This is a genomic window from Pajaroellobacter abortibovis, assembly GCF_001931505.1.
Classification (GTDB): domain Bacteria; phylum Myxococcota_A; class Polyangia; order Polyangiales; family Polyangiaceae; genus Pajaroellobacter; species Pajaroellobacter abortibovis.
In genome coordinates this window covers 1-15356 of the sequence record NZ_CP016908.1, presented here as the reverse complement: position 1 = coordinate 15356, position 15356 = coordinate 1, and the positions used below count along the sequence as shown (strand labels likewise).

The window sequence follows — 15356 nt, the reverse complement described above, 5'->3', positions numbered from 1 at the left end:
TGGCCAACCCCTTCAAAATAGACTATCATTCATCTGTGCAATGCCTCTTCTTCGTTGGGTAACCGCCGGTGAATCTCATGGAATGCGCCTTACAGCCATCCTCGAAGGGATTCCTGCAGGCCTCCCTTTGACTCCTGAGGATATCAATCCAGATCTAGCTCGACGTCAACGAGGTTACGGCCGAGGGGGGCGGATGAAAATTGAGCATGATCAGATCGAGTTCCTAGCGGGCGTTCGCCATGGAGAGACACTCGGTTCTCCTCTTGTGCTTTCGATTGAAAATCGCGATCACCCCAACTGGGCTGAAGCGATGTCCCCTTTCCCCTCTTCGACCAATCCCTCCAATCCAGTGACACGGCCTAGGCCTGGGCATGCCGATCTAGTAGGAGGGCTCAAGTATTTTCGACACGATCTACGCGATATCCTAGAACGCGCAAGCGCGCGCGAGACTGCCTTGCGCACAGCAGTGGGGGCTGTTTGCAAGAAACTCCTCAGTTTTTTAGAAATTGATATTTTTGGTCACGTTACATCCATCGGTCCTGTAAAAGCGTCCACAGAGGATATCCCACATGCTCTTCTCCGGCAACGCGCACGTGATTCAGAACTAGCGTGTGCTGATCCTGTTGCCGAAAAAGCGATGAGAGACATCATTCGAACTGCTGCTCACGCGAAAGATACGCTGGGGGGAACTTTCGAAATCATCGCTTTGGGGGCCCCCCCAGGGCTAGGGAGCCACACCCAGTGGGATCACAAGCTAGATGGGCGTTTAGCCCAAGCGATGATGAGTATTCATGCAGTCAAAGGGGTAGAAATAGGGGACGCTTGCCGCATTTCAGAGCAAGTAGGATCGACCATTCACGATCCGATTTCTTATGATCGATCCACCGCTCAATTTGTGCGGCTATCCAATCATGCTGGCGGATTAGAAGGGGGGATGACCAACGGTCAACCTGTCGTTTGTAAATGTATCATGAAACCCTTTTCCACATTGCGTATCCCTTTGGCCAGTGTAGACATCATCACCAAAGAGCCCACCCACGCTATCACGGAGCGAAGTGATGTTTGTGCCGTCCCTGCTGCTTGTGTGGTAGGAGAATCAATGATGGCGATCATCCTCACAGGAGCAGCCCTCGAAAAATTTGGAGGAGATGGCCTCCAAGAATTCCTGACAAACGCAAAATCCTATCAATCTCAAGTTCGAGACTATTGAAAACCAAACCTATTCTTCTCAGCGGCTTCATGGCAACAGGGAAAAGCACTTTAGGCCCTGTTTTAGCCAATCGCTTACAACTCCCCTTCATCGACACAGACACCTTTCTCGCGCAAACACACGGGATATCCATAGCAGACTGGTTTCGTCAGCGAGGGGAACTTTCTTTTCGGAGCGAAGAGCAAAAGCTACTTCAACGTCTGTTGATGGAAGGGACTCCCCAGGTGATCGCGTGTGGGGGCGGCACATTGATGCATCGCGCAACACGGCATGTCGCTCTCGAAAAAAGTTGGGTGATCACCTTGACGGCGACCCCATCAGCGCTCGCCAAGCGAATTCAAAAAGCACAGGAAAAACGTCCTCTTTTCACAAACTCCGATCTTTTCAAACGGATAGAAGAACTGCTCGAAGAGCGGCATGAAGCTTACGCGGAATGCCACCTGTCCCTCTCCACAGAGAGTCACACCGTAAATCAAATCATCGAAAACATCCTCCGCACAATAGAGCGTGAGGTCGCTCTTGTCCCCATCGGGACCAAAAGCTATCCGATCTTGTTCGCAGCTCACAACCCCTCTCTTTTGACAGAAACACTCACTGCATTCAATCCTTCTTCCCTGATGATTGTGACGGATCACAACATACACCAGAAAAGAGGTCCCTTTATCCAAGAAGCATTGGCTCCTTTTCAAGAGATAACTCATCAATTGATCCTGTCTCCAGGAGAGATCTCCAAAACACTCGAATCGATCAGTTCTATTTGGGAATCTGCACTCACACTTGGCATCGATCGGAAAACCATTCTGCTTAGTCTAGGGGGAGGAGTGATAGGGGATCTCACCGGCTTTGCTGCCTCCACCCTCCTGCGTGGGATCAGGGCCATCCAGGTCCCCACAACATCACTCGCGATGGCGGACTCCGTAGTAGGTGGAAAAACCGGATTCAATCACCGATTGGGTAAAAATCTCATAGGGACCTATTCTTTTCCTTCTGCCGGAATAATTGATATCGCCCATTTGGAAACGCTCCCTGTGCGGGAATTTCGAGCAGGACTCGCAGAAATAGTCAAAATCGGACTGGCTGCCCATGAGCCTCTTTTTGTCGATCTCGAAAACAACGCGGAGAACCTCACAGAAAACAGATTTGAGCGCTTTCTTCCATGCATGCAGAACGCAATAAAAACCAAAATTCAGATCGTGCGACAAGACACATACGATCAAGGGAATAGGTTGCTCTGCAATGTAGGGCACACTTTAGGGCATGCTCTAGAGGCTCAAGGCAAGTATACACGCCACCTGCACGGAGAGGCTGTCGCCCTCGGCACGATAGCCGAGCTCTACATGGCTTACGCAATGGGGGTGATTCCGCTTTCGCTTGTGCACCGCGTCCAAAACTTATTCTTCCGTCTTGGACTCCCGCACTCCGTTGCACATCATGAGCTGCAAGCTGCATGGCGCTTTATCCAAGGGGATAAAAAACGTGACGGGCGGTTTCTTCTCTTTCCTATGGTAAAGGGGATTGGAAAAGCCAGCGTAGAGCGCCTTCCTCTCGTTGATATCGAAAAAATTTTACTAGGGGATCGATTCCTGAACGAACAAAAAGCGTTTTAATTGTGAGAACATGAATGAAGACAAAAAAAAGAATGTTCAAACCTCTCCTTATTGCAGGATACATCGCTGCCACCCTCACGGGGTGCAACCCTCGCAAAGAAGACAATAGAGAACTCCTCATTCAAGGGGTACTTGCTCCTCCCTCAAGCCAAGAATCATGCCAATATCAGGGGAACCTCGACCAAGCAAAGTTGATTCGGATGGGCACGATGGATCTAGCTCTAACGATGACATACACTCCCTACGTACTTATTCAGAATACGTTAAAAGAGGAAGATGGAATCCCTGAATCTGCAGACGTTGTGATCGAAGGGGTCCGTGTGAGTGTCCAAGACGAAAATGGGAAAGAGCTCGATACATTTATAGCCCCCCTTATCGCCCAAAACCCTGTTTTGAATGGGGGGGGAGAATATGCTGCTCCTTCGATTAACCTAATCAATGCAAAAAGTCTGACAACATTTCTGAAAGATACAACTGCGGCAAAGTCCAAAATCATGATCGTGCTGTTTTCTGTATATGGCCGCACTAGTACAGGAACCTCGATTGAGACAAAACCATTTCAGTTTAAAGTAAGAGCCTGCATAGCCTGCTTGGTTAGCTACCCAATTGATTCCATCGATCGTAACTTGGAACAAAGCGAGGGGAAACCGAATTGTGCAAACCGAAGTACAGTCCCTCCTTTACCTTGTTTGATAGGTCAAGACGCTTGGATTGATTGCAGGTCTTGCCCTGATAGATTAGCTTGCGATCCTAGAGTCTCTCACACGCTGTCATTCTCCACTTCTGTCCAGCTTCTTTCCGTCCCTCCTGTTTCCTCTCCTTCTCCTTGAGCATCACAACATGCACGACTCGAGCAAATCCAACACGATTGAAGTAGAAGTAGGAGGACAACGGATACGCCTTGTTAGCTCCGAGGATGAAGCGTTCGTCCATCGACTAGCCGATACCATTAATCAAAAATTGGAAGAACTCCTTCCTTCTCCAAAACAATGCCCCCCCCGCACATTTATTTTGGTCGCCTTCATACTTGCGTATGAGCTTGAACAAGAGCGTGCACAGCGATCTGCTCTCTACTCGAAAACACACAATTTTCTATTCCATATTCTCAAAAAGATAGAAAGCATAATGGATGATTAAAGTTTGACAAGCATGGATTTCCTACACACATTCTTCAGAATATTCGAACGAAAAAACGAGATAGAAGCTTAGTTTCACGTGAAACATTCAAACACTCCTCCAGCGCTCTTTCACTTAGAAGAACAACTCGCGGTCCTGGCCTCTAATCATCTTCTCCGGCAGCGGTCTAGGAGATCCAACGAAAAACTGTTTTCGTTTGCGAGCAATGACTACTTAGGTCTCGCATCTACCCTGGCTCATTCTAGCAAAAGAGGAGCAGGCGCTTCAAGACTCATCAGTAGTGAACAGGAAGAACTCTTTCTTCTTGAAAACACCCTTTCCCATTGGCTGGGGGTCGAGGATATGCTGGTCTTTACAAGCGGGTATTCAGCTCAATTGGGTACGTTAAGCGCACTTGCAACACAAGAGGATCTGATCGTAAGCGATGCTCTGATTCACGCATCCGCTATCGATGGCGCTCGACTTTCAAAAGCTAGGATTGCGGTGGTACCTCATCTCGACAGGGAAGCTATTGAGCATCACCTTCGACATCGATGTGAAAAAAGAGCCTGGGTCATCACAGAGTCGTATTTCAGTATGGATGCGGATTCGCCGGATCTCGCATCCCTTCGCAAACTCTGTAATGCTTACGGCGCCGCCCTTCTCGTGGATGAAGCGCATGCGATTGGGGTCCTAGGACCTGAAGGGAAAGGGCTTTGCGCTCAGGCCAATATCCGACCTGATGTTCTCATTGGAGGATTTGGGAAAGCGTTCGGCAATAGCGGGGGATTTGCAGCAGGATGTTCAACGCTGATCAAATGGCTATGGAACAAAGCGCGCAGTTTTGTTTTCTCTACAGGGATGAGCCCATGCACAGCTACCAATATTCTTGAAGCATTTCGAACTTTTACCAACCGCCCCTTCCTTCGAGAAAAGGTGTTAGCAAATGCTACCTTGTTTCGAGCAGGACTCAAGCGACTTGAGTTGGATGTCCGTGGGTACGGCCCGATTATTCCATGGGTTGTAGGAAGTTCTGAAAGAGCCCTTGCACTCGCTCAACATCTTTCTTCCAAAGGGATTTATGTAGTTGCCATCCGACCCCCTACTGTACCTCCTGGAACTTCGCGTTTACGGTTCACCGTAACAGCAAACCATTCAGAAAATGATCTTGAATGGGCCCTTCGTTGTATTAAAGAAAGTCTAGCATGCCAACTCCGCTGATTGTGGTAACAGGAACAGGAACAGAAATAGGAAAAACTCATTTTTCTGTATCCTTGACCCTATTTGCAGGAAAAACGCAAAAATTCATCGCGATCAAGCCGATCGAAAGCGGGTCCCAAAAAGCGGAATTGTCTGACAGCGCTCGGCTCGCAGCGGTTTCTACGTTGCACGTGAAACATCCCCTCCCCTGCTGCTATTCCTTCCGAGAACCTATCTCCCCGTCTCAAGCAAGCAGGCAAGAAAATCTTCCGATCGATCTTAATCTTATTGTTCAAGAGATCGAATCCATCCGAAAGCAAGCGGATGGCGTTCTCGTAGAGCTTCCTGGGGGGCTTTTTAGTCCCCTGACTGATAAGCAACTCAACGTCGATCTATGCGTTCAGCTGAATCCGACAAGGACGCTTCTGATTGTCCCCGATCAATTAGGTGCAATCCATGACACAATCGCCGTCGAAAGAGCCTCGTATCGAAGCGGGATCGCACTTTCTGGATTTATTATGAATCACCCGAAAGACGCAGACCGATCGACCGGAACCAACGCAGATGAAATTCAACGTCACTGTTCAATACCCTATTTGGGGAGTGTCCCACGGGCTCAACCTCACGAAATCGCAAAAGGACTATCTGAACTCTGGAGAGCGATTCATTGACCTACTTCACTCTGATAAGCTTTCTGAACCACTTTCCCCTTCTCGAGCACAAGAAAACGATCCCCCATCCTCGCTGCAAAGCAAGTGTCATGCGTAGACAGAAGAACACAAACCCCTGCTGCTGCTTGCTTCTTCAGAAATTGCTCCAGTCGAGCACAAGAATGCCGATCAAGGCCGCCGATCGGCTCGTCCAGAAGTAAAATCAAAGGGCGATGAAGCGTAGCCCGAGCTAAAGCGAGCCGCTGCTTCTGCCCAAACGAAAGACTCGATAAAGGACGTTGCTCAAGAAGACTTAAGCCAAACCAATCACACGCCCACGCCCATGCTTTCTCCGGGTTAATACCATAAAGGCTCGCAGAAAATGCAATGTTTTCCTTCGCTGAGAGCGATTCATAACACGAGCATTCGTGCCCCGCCCAACCGATCTGTGGTCTCTCTCCTCCGACCCAGAGGATATTCCCCCTGGTGGGTTTGATCAGCCCCGCTAACAACCGCAATAACGTGGTTTTCCCCGCCCCATTTTTCCCTTGGATAATACTGATTTGATGGCTGTAACAATCAATAGAGACATCTACAAGGATCCGATGCAAACCATAAATCTTGGTTAGGTTACAAGTCTTGAACAGAAGAGAAGGTGTTGCATTCATCGAATTAACATCAAGCTTGAAAAACAGAGAGGATACTTAGACAGAGTAAAAGAGAAAGATGACCGCACAGAAGAAAAAAAGAAAGGAATATGATATCTATCTTGTCTATCGATGCCTGATCTAGAGTTAAGGAATATGTTGATCCATCAAAGTCCCTTGCTAACAGCAGCAGGATTTCGTCATGGCTTCACTACACGAATAGGTGGAGTAAGCTCTCTCCCCTGTGATTCGCTCAATTTCTCGATCGCCCCACAATCCTCTGTTCCTAGAGAACAGCAGCTGATCGATCTTCAAGAAAATATATGGCGTGTTCAGAAAAAGCTCGGGCTCAGTTCAGAACATTTTTATTGCGTTCGACAAGTCCATGGAAACCATGTTTTTCTAGCACAGGGGGATCCTATTCAATCTCAAACCATAGAAGCTGATGCCATCGTTGCTCAATCTATGCCCTATCAGGAACAACCTACTGTCGCTGTTTTTACTGCTGATTGCGTCCCTTTGCTCTGTGCAAGCCCTACAACAGGTATGGTTGCCTGCATTCATGCAGGCTGGCAAGGGATCGTGAAGGGGATTATTCCTGCCACGTTGGATTTCATGGATCATCTCGGTGCATTTCCTCTTCTCATCGCCGCAGGACCTTGCATTGGAGGATGCTGTTTTGAAGTAGAAAGGGCAACTGCAGAAGCGATTGTCGACAGCTGCTCCAATCCACATGTGATTGAACGCTCCCATCACGAGAAAAGGTACGTCAACCTCAGAAAAGCAGCCCGCAGTCAATTAGAGACCAGATCGATCCCCCCCCTATGCATTGAAAACGTAGGAGGATGCACCTATTGCAACAAGGAACTCTATTTTTCCTACCGACGGGATGGAGAACGCGCAGGACGACTTCTTTCTTTAATCGAAGCGCGAGCTGCTAATACTCCCTCTTCCTAAGAGAAAGCACAGGTAGAAAAAGAAAAAAAATGACGGCCCCTCTCTCAGGCAGTTGGAGCAACAGTGGGAGCAGAAAAGACGAATTCCAACTCATCTGCTTCTGCCTGATGATCCACACGAATGGTGCTTCCTGGCAACACCTCACTCGATAGGATGTTTATCGCCAACGGATCCTCCATATAACGCTGTATGGCTTTTTTTATGGGTCGTGCACCATAAGTAGGATCCCACCCAACTTCTGCCAGAAAGTCTTTTGCCTCGGATGTGAATTCGATAGCGAAATTTTGACGCGAGAGGCGTTGAAGAACTCGCTGCAATTGAATTTCGACGATACGCGCGAGTTGTTGCCTCTCCAGGCGATTGAACACGAGAATATCATCCAACCGCGCGATGAATTCAGGTCGGAACGCGCGACGAACTTCTGCTAGCACAATCGCGTGAGTCATTTTTTTCCTCTCCTCTGCAGAAAGCCCAACTTGCTCCTCCAGAGAAGCAGTTGCAGCAGAGCCAAGATTGCTGGTCAAAATGAGCACAGTATTCTTAAAATCAACCGTGCGCCCTTGCCCATCCGTAAGGCGACCATCATCCAAAACCTGAAGCAAAACATTCCATACATCATGGTGAGCCTTTTCCACTTCATCAAACAAAATCACAGAATAGGGGCGTCTTCGAACTGGTTCTGTCAACTGCCCTCCCTCTCCATATCCCACGTACCCAGGTGGCGCGCCAAGAAGTCTCGAAACGGTATGCTTTTCCATGTATTCGCTCATATCCAACCGAACCATGGCACGCTCATCATTGAATAAAAATTCAGCAACTGCTTTTGCAAGCTCCGTTTTACCTACACCCGTAGGTCCTAAAAACAGGAAACTGCCTATCGGTCGCTTCTCATCCCCCAACCGCGCTCGAGAGCGGCGTATTGCTTTAGACACCGCTGCAACTGCTTCTTCTTGACCAACCACCCGCTTCTGCAAATGCTCCTCTAAATGAAGCAGCTTATCCACCTCCCTTTGCAAGAGCTTAGTAACCGGGATCCCCGTCCACTTCGCTACAATCGCGGCTACATCCTGTTCTGTGACCTCTTCGCGCAGGTAAGCCTCTTTTTCTTGTATCCTAGCAAACTCGCCCCGACATTCTTCGAGTTTTTTCTCAAGCTCTGGGACTTTGCCATACAAAATCTCAGCGGCTCGACCTAACTCTCCTTCACGCTGCGCCTTTGCTGCTTCTAGTCTCAAGGTCTCAAGCTGATCCTGAAAGCCCCGCATATTCTCAATGAGTTCTTTTTCACGTAACCACTGGGCTCGCATCGTTCTAATTTGCGCTTCAAGATCGGCAATTTCATGCCCAATCGGATCTAACCGGCTTTGTAAATTGGCATCCCGCTCTTTTTTAATAGCTTCCTTTTCGATCTGCAACTGGGTGAGACGGCGTTGAGCCTGATCAATCTCAGCAGGCATACTGTCCGCTTCCATCTTAATTTTTGCTGCTGCCTCATCCACCAGATCGATCGCCTTATCCGGTAAAAAGCGATTGGTGATATAACGATCCGATAGTGTAGCAGCTGCCACAAGCGCAGCATCCTGAATATGGATGCCGTGGTGTAGTTCATACCGCTCTTTAATCCCTCGCAAGATCGCAATGGTATCTTCCACAGAGGGCTGAGACGCGAAAACTGGCTGGAATCTCCTATCGAGAGCAGGGTCTGGTTGTATCTTCCTATTATATTCACCCGTCGTGGTTGCCCCGATGCACCGCATCCCTCGAGCAAGAGGTGGTTTAATGATATTCGCCGTATCCAGTGAACCCTCAGCTGCACCCGCTCCCACAATGGTGTGAATCTCATCAATGAAGAGGATAATTCCTCCCGCTGCATTCTCCACCTCTTTGAGAACAGCCTTTAAGCGATCCTCGAATTCACCTCGATATTTTGCTCCTGCAATTAACGAGCCCATATCGAGCGAAATTAACCGCTTATTCTTAAGGGACTCAGGCATATCTCCACTCACTATCCGCTGGGCGATGCACTCAACAATTGCTGTTTTCCCAACACCGGGTTCACCAATTAAAATAGGATTATTTTTCGTTCTCCTTGAAAGGACCTGCATCACACGGCGGACCTCTTCATCCCTCCCAATCACAGGGTCAAGTTTCCCCTTTCGAGCTGCCTCTGTTAAATCCTGGCAGTATTTTTCAAGCGCCTGAAATTTATCTTCCGGATCCCGATCCGCTACCCTCTGGCTACCGCGAATTTCTGCCAAAGCAGAAAGAAGTTTATCGTAAGTAACCTCCCCCGCAAGTTTTAACAAAGACGAAATTTCGCTGTCGTGCTTTGAAGCAGCAAGCAAGAAATGTTCTACAGAAATGTATTCGTCTTTGAGCTTACTGCTCTCCTCTTCAGCACGCTGCATCAATTCCATCATTCGCCTAGAAGGGGAAGGCCCAGCCCCCCCCCTGACACGGGGGAGGCCTTTTAGGTGTTGCTGGAGACTGTTTCTTAGCCTATCTCCATTCCCTCCCGCCTTTTGAAAGAGGGCAGACACAATCCCCTGTTCTTGGTCTAACAACGCGAGGATCAGGTGCTCAGGAACAAGTTCAGGATGGCCGGACTGTGATGCATTTTTAGTAGCTGCTTGAAAAGCTTCGTGACTTTTTGTCGTTAATTTCTCAGCATTCATTCGATCAACCCTCCAGCTCAAGGTAGAGCAGCTTCCCCACCCCATGTACTGCATCGTATTTAAAAGAAAGAATAAACTCGACTTTTAAAGTTGCAATCCATAAAAGGATTAACTTTTTCTTTCGCCTTTCGAAACCTCGACCCACATCTAAGCGAAAAAACCACCTTCAGCGCAGTTTCTCGCTTCTACTAAACGTCTAGATTCCTCGCGCTCAAAGCATTTCCTTCGATAAACTGGCGCCTCGGTTCGACCTGATCACCCATCAAAATCGTAAATAATTGATCAGTCTGAACCACATCATCTATTTTTACCTGGAGCATCATACGCGCTTCAGGATTAAGTGTTGTCTCCCATAGCTGCTCAGGATTCATCTCCCCTAGCCCTTTGTAACGCTGGATCTGAGTCCCCTTGCGTCCTCTCGCATCAATGAACTCCCAAAGAGCCCACGCATCTCTCAAAAGATGCCCTTCCGACGTTTCTGTAGGGGGTTGCTCTTGCCCATCCTCCTCGGATGGAGAAGATGAAGAAAAGTTGTTTCTGTATTCCTTCACAAAATAGGGGGGCGATCCGATTGAAGCAATATCCTGGTAAAGCGAATAGAGCTCTTCATACTCGGGAGAGTTAATCAATTCCCAATTGAAAAGAACCGGTCGACTACTCGAGCTGGAGGAGGGAACCAGGTGAAGAGAAGCTGCTCCGTGCTCCTTTTCCCATGAAATCGTGATTTGGAGCGGGACCAAAGAGGGATGCTTCTCTTCTAAACGAGCCTGGAGGAGGGATACAAATTGCTCCACCTTCTCTTTTTCTCTGAGTTCCATGCAAGTAAGACCTCCCAAGGACAGAATCTCCATCATCATTCGTGTATCCTGGACCATCTTAAGAAGGGTCCGCCGGAACGTTTGCAGCTTTTCGGCCAGTCGAAAGAGAGGATCTCCTCTCAAGATGGGGCCTTGCAAAGCTCTTACGGAAATCCCTTCCACTCCCCGATCCAAAAACCATTTATCTAACGCTGCCTGATCCTTTAAATACTCCTCTTTCTTCCCTCTCTTTACACGAAAAAGGGGGGGCTGGGCGATATAGAGATATCCACGCTCAATGATTTCAGGCATTTGCCTATAGAAGAAAGTCAACAGCAGTGTCCGGATGTGACTCCCATCGATATCCGCATCTGTCATCAGGATAATGTGATGATACCGAAGCTTTTCGATGCTGAAGTTCCCCTCTCCAATACCACAACCAAGAGCAGAAATCAGAAGGGCGATTTCATTGGAAGAGAGCATCTTATCAATCCGGGCGCGCTCCACATTGAGGATCTTGCCACGCAAGGGGAGAATAGCCTGAAATCTTCTGTTTCTTCCTTGCTTTGCTGTACCCCCTGCACTGACCCCTTCTACAATAATAATTTCGGATTCCGTCGGATCTTTAGACTGACAATCCGCATGTTTCCCCAACAAATAACTCGTGTCGAGTTGCCCTTTCCGCACACCTTCTCTCGCCTTCCGCGCAGCCTCACGCGCTTTTGCTGAAAGAATCGACCTCTCAATGATTTTCTTCGCGACAGCTGGGTTTTGTTCAAAGAATTGCCTGAATTTGTCCATCACCACAGCTTCCACAATGCTCTTGACATCACTGGAAACAAGCTTGGATTTGGTCTGAGAATCGAAAGAAGGATCCGGATGTTTAACACTGATCACACACGTCAAGCCTTCTCGGATATCTTCCCCTGTCAGTCCACTTTTAATATCTTTAAAGAGGTTTTTCTCAGTCCCATACTGATTAAAAACCCGAGTTAAAGCAGATCGAAATCCCGTGAGGTGAGTCCCCCCATCTCGGTTGTGAATATTATTGGTGTAACAAAAAACCTGTTCTGTGTAGGTAGAGTTCCACTGAAGGGCGATTTCTACAGTAACTGGAATAGAACCATCCTGCTCTTTTTCTGAGCCTGGGGAATGCTGAGCAAGAATATGAATCACTTGAGGGTGAATAGGTTCTTTATTCTTATTGAGGAGCTCAATAAATTCATATATCCCCCCCCGATATTCAAATATTTCTGAACACGGTTTTTCTTCTCGCTCATCTTTTAAAGCAATCGCCAGCCCAGCATTGAGAAAAGAGAGTTCCCGAAGTCGACTGGCGATGAGATCGTACTGAAAGTGAGTATTGGTAAAAATTTCCGCATCGGGTTTAAAAGAGACTTTTGTCCCTGTTTTATTGGTTTCTCCAACGACGCTGAGAGGGTTTAAAGGGGTACCACGATGATACTGTTGGAAATGAACCAACCCATGATTTTCAACTTCCAATTTCAGCCATTCCGAAACTGCATTAACTGCGCTAACCCCAATTCCATGCAACCCCGAAGATACATCATAGCTCGCGTGGTCAAATTTGCTGCCAGCATGAAGAACAGTCATCACCACTTCCGCAGCACTGACCCCTTTTGCGTGCATACCGGTCGGAATCCCACGACCATTATCCTTAACTGTAACAGAGCCATCAAAGTGGAGAGTGACTTCAATGCTCGTACAAAATCCAGCTAGATGCTCATCGACCGCATTATCAACGACTTCCCATATCAGATGATGGAGGCCGGAGCCATCGTGGACATCCCCGATGTACATCCCAGGTCTCTTTCGAACCGCCTGAAGCCCCTCAAGGACAGTGATACTTTTACTGCTATAGGAAGAATGTCGAGAAGAAGGAGGGGAAAGTAGCCTTTCGTTCATTAATTGGTTGGTTCTATCATGAAATGGGGGAGAATGGAAAGGGCTGCTCATCCTGAGAGAGAGATAAGAAGGACTTTAAAGAGATCGAACTGTCCCCTCTCGAACCAAAAATCGTGCAGAACACGAATGAGGAAGAAGAGACCAACTGCTCCGCAAATCCGGGTCAGTTGTTGTTAAGAAAACTTGCCCCTTGTTTTCAAGAAGAAAAGAAAGCAGGGCGCTCACGCGAGAAGGGTCGAGCTCGCTCAACACATCATCGAGTAAAAAAATAGGATTGAGGCCTGTCAAGGAACGCAAGATAGCCATCTCAGCTAGCTTAAGAGTTAGCGCTACCGTTCGATGTTGTCCCTGCGAAGCAAAACCCCGTACGGGAGTCTGATTAAGATGAAGCGCAACATCATCTCTATGAGGTCCTATTTCGGGAGTATTGCGGCGCACATCGGAGACCCGCTTTTCTCTTAATATTCCCTGATACTGCTGCTCGTCACTGGGAACATTACTTATGTACTCGAACGCCAAATCAAAAAGGGAGGGACCAACGCGATCAAAGACTTTTTTTGCAGCCAGAGCCAGACTTTCTGCTGCTCTCGTTCGCGTTTTAAAAAGGGAAAAACCATGCACTGCGATCAACCTCTCCCAGCCATCAATGTCCGCTTCCCAAATTCCACGCGTCTGAAGAATACGCTGACGGGCATGAAGCGCTCGTTGATAGGAGTTCAAATCGTCAAGGACCGTTTCTGAAAAATAGAGACCAACCCTATCGAGAAGCTTCCTCCTCTCACTCCCCCCCCCCATCGAAAGCTGGATCGACAAAGGATAAAAAACAACAATAGGAGTCTCCATTGCATAGACAGCAAGGTTTTTCGGTTTTTTCCCCTCCATCCGGACAACTCGAACCCCTTTTCTGATTCCGACTGTCTGTTCTCTATCTCGCCCCCCTTTTTGATAAATCCCTCGAATGCTTGCAATCTGTTCTCCATGAGTGACCAGTTCAGCCAATTTACATCCACGAAAACTACGAGAAGTAGAAAGAAGATAGAGACCTTCAAGCAGACTGGTCTTCCCTTGCCCATTATCTCCTACAAGAATATTAAACCTTTCGGCAGGCTCCCAATTAACTGATCTAAGGTTTCTAAGAGAGCGGATTTCTACCTCTTTCGTCAGAAGAGCCCCTGTATTTACAGGGTGGGCTTGATCTATACCCTCGTTCAAACGCGCATAGGCATGATTACAAAAACACAATCTTTATCACCAACAGGTTGAATAAGAGCAGGATCCAGCTCCCCGTTCAAAAGAACTTCAACTTCTTCCTCATTCATCGCTGTAAGCACATCGAGAAAGTACTTCGCATTGAAACCAACTGTAATAGAAGGACCTCCATATTCAATTGGGAGCTCATCGAGGCCATCTCCACCTTCCGGTGACTCACTGAGAATTCGGACGGTACCGGCGTTTAAAACCAACTTGACGCCAGCAATTCGCTCGCCTGCTGCAATAGAAACAGCTCGAAGAGCTTCTGCAAATGTGGCACGCCGGATAACGAACTTTTTGCTGGATGTCTTTGGGATCACTTGAGTGTAAGGAGGAAATTGGGCATCAACCAACTTGACGCTAAAACAGACTCCAGACCCCTCAAAAAAAGCATTAGATTGGCTCTGCATAATGGAAATAAGGCCTTTCTGATCTGATTTAGAGCCCTCTTTTTGGAAAACCCCCGCACTAACGTCTTCACAAAGACGTCGAAGCTCATGGAGAGCTTTAAGAGGGATTAACATTCTCGCTCTCGCTGAAGCCGTCTGTTTCCCAACTTTCATTTCCATCTTGGAAAGCCGATGACCATCTGTAGATACCATACGAACGGTATCATTTTCCCACTCAAAAAGAGCGGAATTGAGGTGAGCTCTCGTTTCATCAACAGAAGCTGAAAAATAGGTTTTGCTGATTAGCTCTCCAAAAAGCTGCGCTCCTATCGTGAGCGCTTCAGCCCCCTCAGAAGGGCTGGGAAGGCGAGGAAAATCATCCCCTGGTATTCCGCGCAGTGTATAGCGTCTCGCTGTTCCTGAGCCTTTGATAACCAGCGCTGAATGATCTTGCGTCAGGATCTGAAGAGGACCTTCTGGCATCATTTTAATACGCTCTAAAAAGTCGCGTGCTGAAACAGCCAATTTCCCTTCTTTTGTAACTTCAGCAGCGGTCCTTCCCGTTACACCCAAATAAAGATCTGTAGCAGATAAGTGAACATTCCCTTCGCGAGCAAGGACGAAAACATTGGAAAGGATAGTCATTGTACTTTTCCGCTCAGCAACTCCATGCATCCTTGCCATGAGCCTAAGAAGTTCTCGTTTACTGACTGTAAATTCCATTATCCTTGCCTTTCTCAAGAGCGTGAGAGTAACTGCCCGCATGAGATTTTTAGAAGCTTTTCACAGAGAAGTATAAGCTAAAGCCACTTTCAAGTTTCTTTTTTCTCACCTGCTGTGAGCTTTCACTCAGGTTTTGATCTCTCCTCTCCATCTCTATTTAAAATTAATAATTGTCAGTAGTAGTAAAGGTTGTGGAAAATGTGGATAA

General features: G+C 47.7%; 12 protein-coding genes. 7 read left to right on the top strand and 5 right to left on the bottom strand.

The window, feature by feature from the left end; all coding sequences use genetic code 11:
* Positions 1-40 precede the first annotated feature (40 nt).
* The 6 genes from aroC (at position 41) to bioD (ending at position 5804) form a co-directional block, all read left to right on the top strand.
* Positions 41-1210, top strand: a complete 1170-nt coding sequence (gene aroC / locus BCY86_RS00060; protein ID WP_075275876.1) for a chorismate synthase — start codon at positions 41-43, stop codon at positions 1208-1210.
* Positions 1211-1239: 29 nt separating this feature from the next.
* Positions 1240-2817, top strand: a complete 1578-nt coding sequence (locus tag BCY86_RS00055; protein WP_075277479.1) for a bifunctional shikimate kinase/3-dehydroquinate synthase — start codon at positions 1240-1242, stop codon at positions 2815-2817.
* 32 nt (positions 2818-2849) lie between these two features.
* Entirely contained in the window at positions 2850-3647 is a 798-nt protein-coding gene (locus BCY86_RS00050; RefSeq protein ID WP_156864922.1) for a hypothetical protein, read from the top strand.
* A 10-nt stretch (positions 3648-3657) separates the two neighbouring features.
* Positions 3658-3954, top strand: coding sequence for a cell division protein ZapA (locus BCY86_RS00045; RefSeq protein ID WP_075275874.1), 297 nt, complete (start codon positions 3658-3660; stop codon positions 3952-3954).
* Between the two features lie 78 nt (positions 3955-4032).
* On the top strand, positions 4033-5154 hold the full coding sequence (locus BCY86_RS00040) for an aminotransferase class I/II-fold pyridoxal phosphate-dependent enzyme (RefSeq protein WP_075275873.1): 1122 nt from the start codon (positions 4033-4035) through the stop codon (positions 5152-5154).
* Complete coding sequence (bioD, locus tag BCY86_RS00035; RefSeq protein ID WP_075275872.1) at positions 5139-5804, top strand: dethiobiotin synthase; 666 nt, start codon at positions 5139-5141, stop codon at positions 5802-5804. The genes BCY86_RS00040 and bioD overlap by 16 nt, the downstream gene beginning before the upstream one ends.
* Here bioD and BCY86_RS00030 read toward each other — a convergent pair.
* The gene (locus BCY86_RS00030) at positions 5798-6451 is read right to left on the bottom strand and encodes an ABC transporter ATP-binding protein (RefSeq protein ID WP_075275871.1); all 654 of its coding nucleotides are present in this window, start codon (positions 6449-6451) and stop codon (positions 5798-5800) included. The two genes, bioD and BCY86_RS00030, sit on opposite strands and share 7 nt — an antisense overlap.
* 135 nt (positions 6452-6586) lie before the next feature.
* Here BCY86_RS00030 and BCY86_RS00025 point away from each other — a divergent pair, with 135 nt between their 5' ends.
* Positions 6587-7387: a purine nucleoside phosphorylase YfiH/LACC1 family protein gene (locus tag BCY86_RS00025; protein ID WP_172824744.1), complete on the top strand. Its 801-nt coding sequence runs from the start codon at positions 6587-6589 to the stop codon at positions 7385-7387.
* Positions 7388-7431: 44 nt separating this feature from the next.
* On the opposite strand, the gene clpB is transcribed toward BCY86_RS00025, so the two are convergent.
* The 4 genes from clpB to dnaN form a co-directional block, all read right to left on the bottom strand.
* A complete protein-coding gene (gene clpB, locus BCY86_RS00020; RefSeq protein ID WP_075275869.1) occupies positions 7432-10062 on the bottom strand; it encodes an ATP-dependent chaperone ClpB in 2631 nt (876 codons plus the stop codon).
* A 188-nt stretch (positions 10063-10250) separates the two neighbouring features.
* Positions 10251-12785 carry a DNA topoisomerase (ATP-hydrolyzing) subunit B gene (gene gyrB / locus BCY86_RS00015; protein WP_075275868.1) on the bottom strand — a complete coding sequence of 845 codons (2535 nt, stop codon included), beginning with the start codon at positions 12783-12785 and terminating at the stop codon, positions 10251-10253.
* Positions 12786-12860: 75 nt separating this feature from the next.
* Positions 12861-13997, bottom strand: a complete 1137-nt coding sequence (recF, locus tag BCY86_RS00010) for a DNA replication/repair protein RecF (protein WP_075275867.1) — start codon at positions 13995-13997, stop codon at positions 12861-12863.
* Positions 13994-15148, bottom strand: a complete 1155-nt coding sequence (dnaN, locus tag BCY86_RS00005; RefSeq protein ID WP_075275866.1) for a DNA polymerase III subunit beta — start codon at positions 15146-15148, stop codon at positions 13994-13996. The genes recF and dnaN overlap by 4 nt, the downstream gene beginning before the upstream one ends.
* Positions 15149-15356 lie beyond the last annotated feature (208 nt).

Coding starts and splice junctions, on each gene's coding strand:
- aroC (WP_075275876.1), top strand. CDS start 41: ATGCCTCTTCTTCGTTGGGTAACCGCCGGTGAATCTCATGGAATGCGC.
- BCY86_RS00055 (WP_075277479.1), top strand. CDS start 1,240: ATGGCAACAGGGAAAAGCACTTTAGGCCCTGTTTTAGCCAATCGCTTA.
- BCY86_RS00050 (WP_156864922.1), top strand. CDS start 2,850: ATGTTCAAACCTCTCCTTATTGCAGGATACATCGCTGCCACCCTCACG.
- BCY86_RS00045 (WP_075275874.1), top strand. CDS start 3,658: ATGCACGACTCGAGCAAATCCAACACGATTGAAGTAGAAGTAGGAGGA.
- bioD (WP_075275872.1), top strand. CDS start 5,139: ATGCCAACTCCGCTGATTGTGGTAACAGGAACAGGAACAGAAATAGGA.
- BCY86_RS00030 (WP_075275871.1), bottom strand. CDS start 6,451: ATGAATGCAACACCTTCTCTTCTGTTCAAGACTTGTAACCTAACCAAG.
- BCY86_RS00025 (WP_172824744.1), top strand. CDS start 6,587: ATGTTGATCCATCAAAGTCCCTTGCTAACAGCAGCAGGATTTCGTCAT.
- clpB (WP_075275869.1), bottom strand. CDS start 10,062: ATGAATGCTGAGAAATTAACGACAAAAAGTCACGAAGCTTTTCAAGCA.
- gyrB (WP_075275868.1), bottom strand. CDS start 12,785: ATGAACGAAAGGCTACTTTCCCCTCCTTCTTCTCGACATTCTTCCTAT.
- dnaN (WP_075275866.1), bottom strand. CDS start 15,148: ATGGAATTTACAGTCAGTAAACGAGAACTTCTTAGGCTCATGGCAAGG.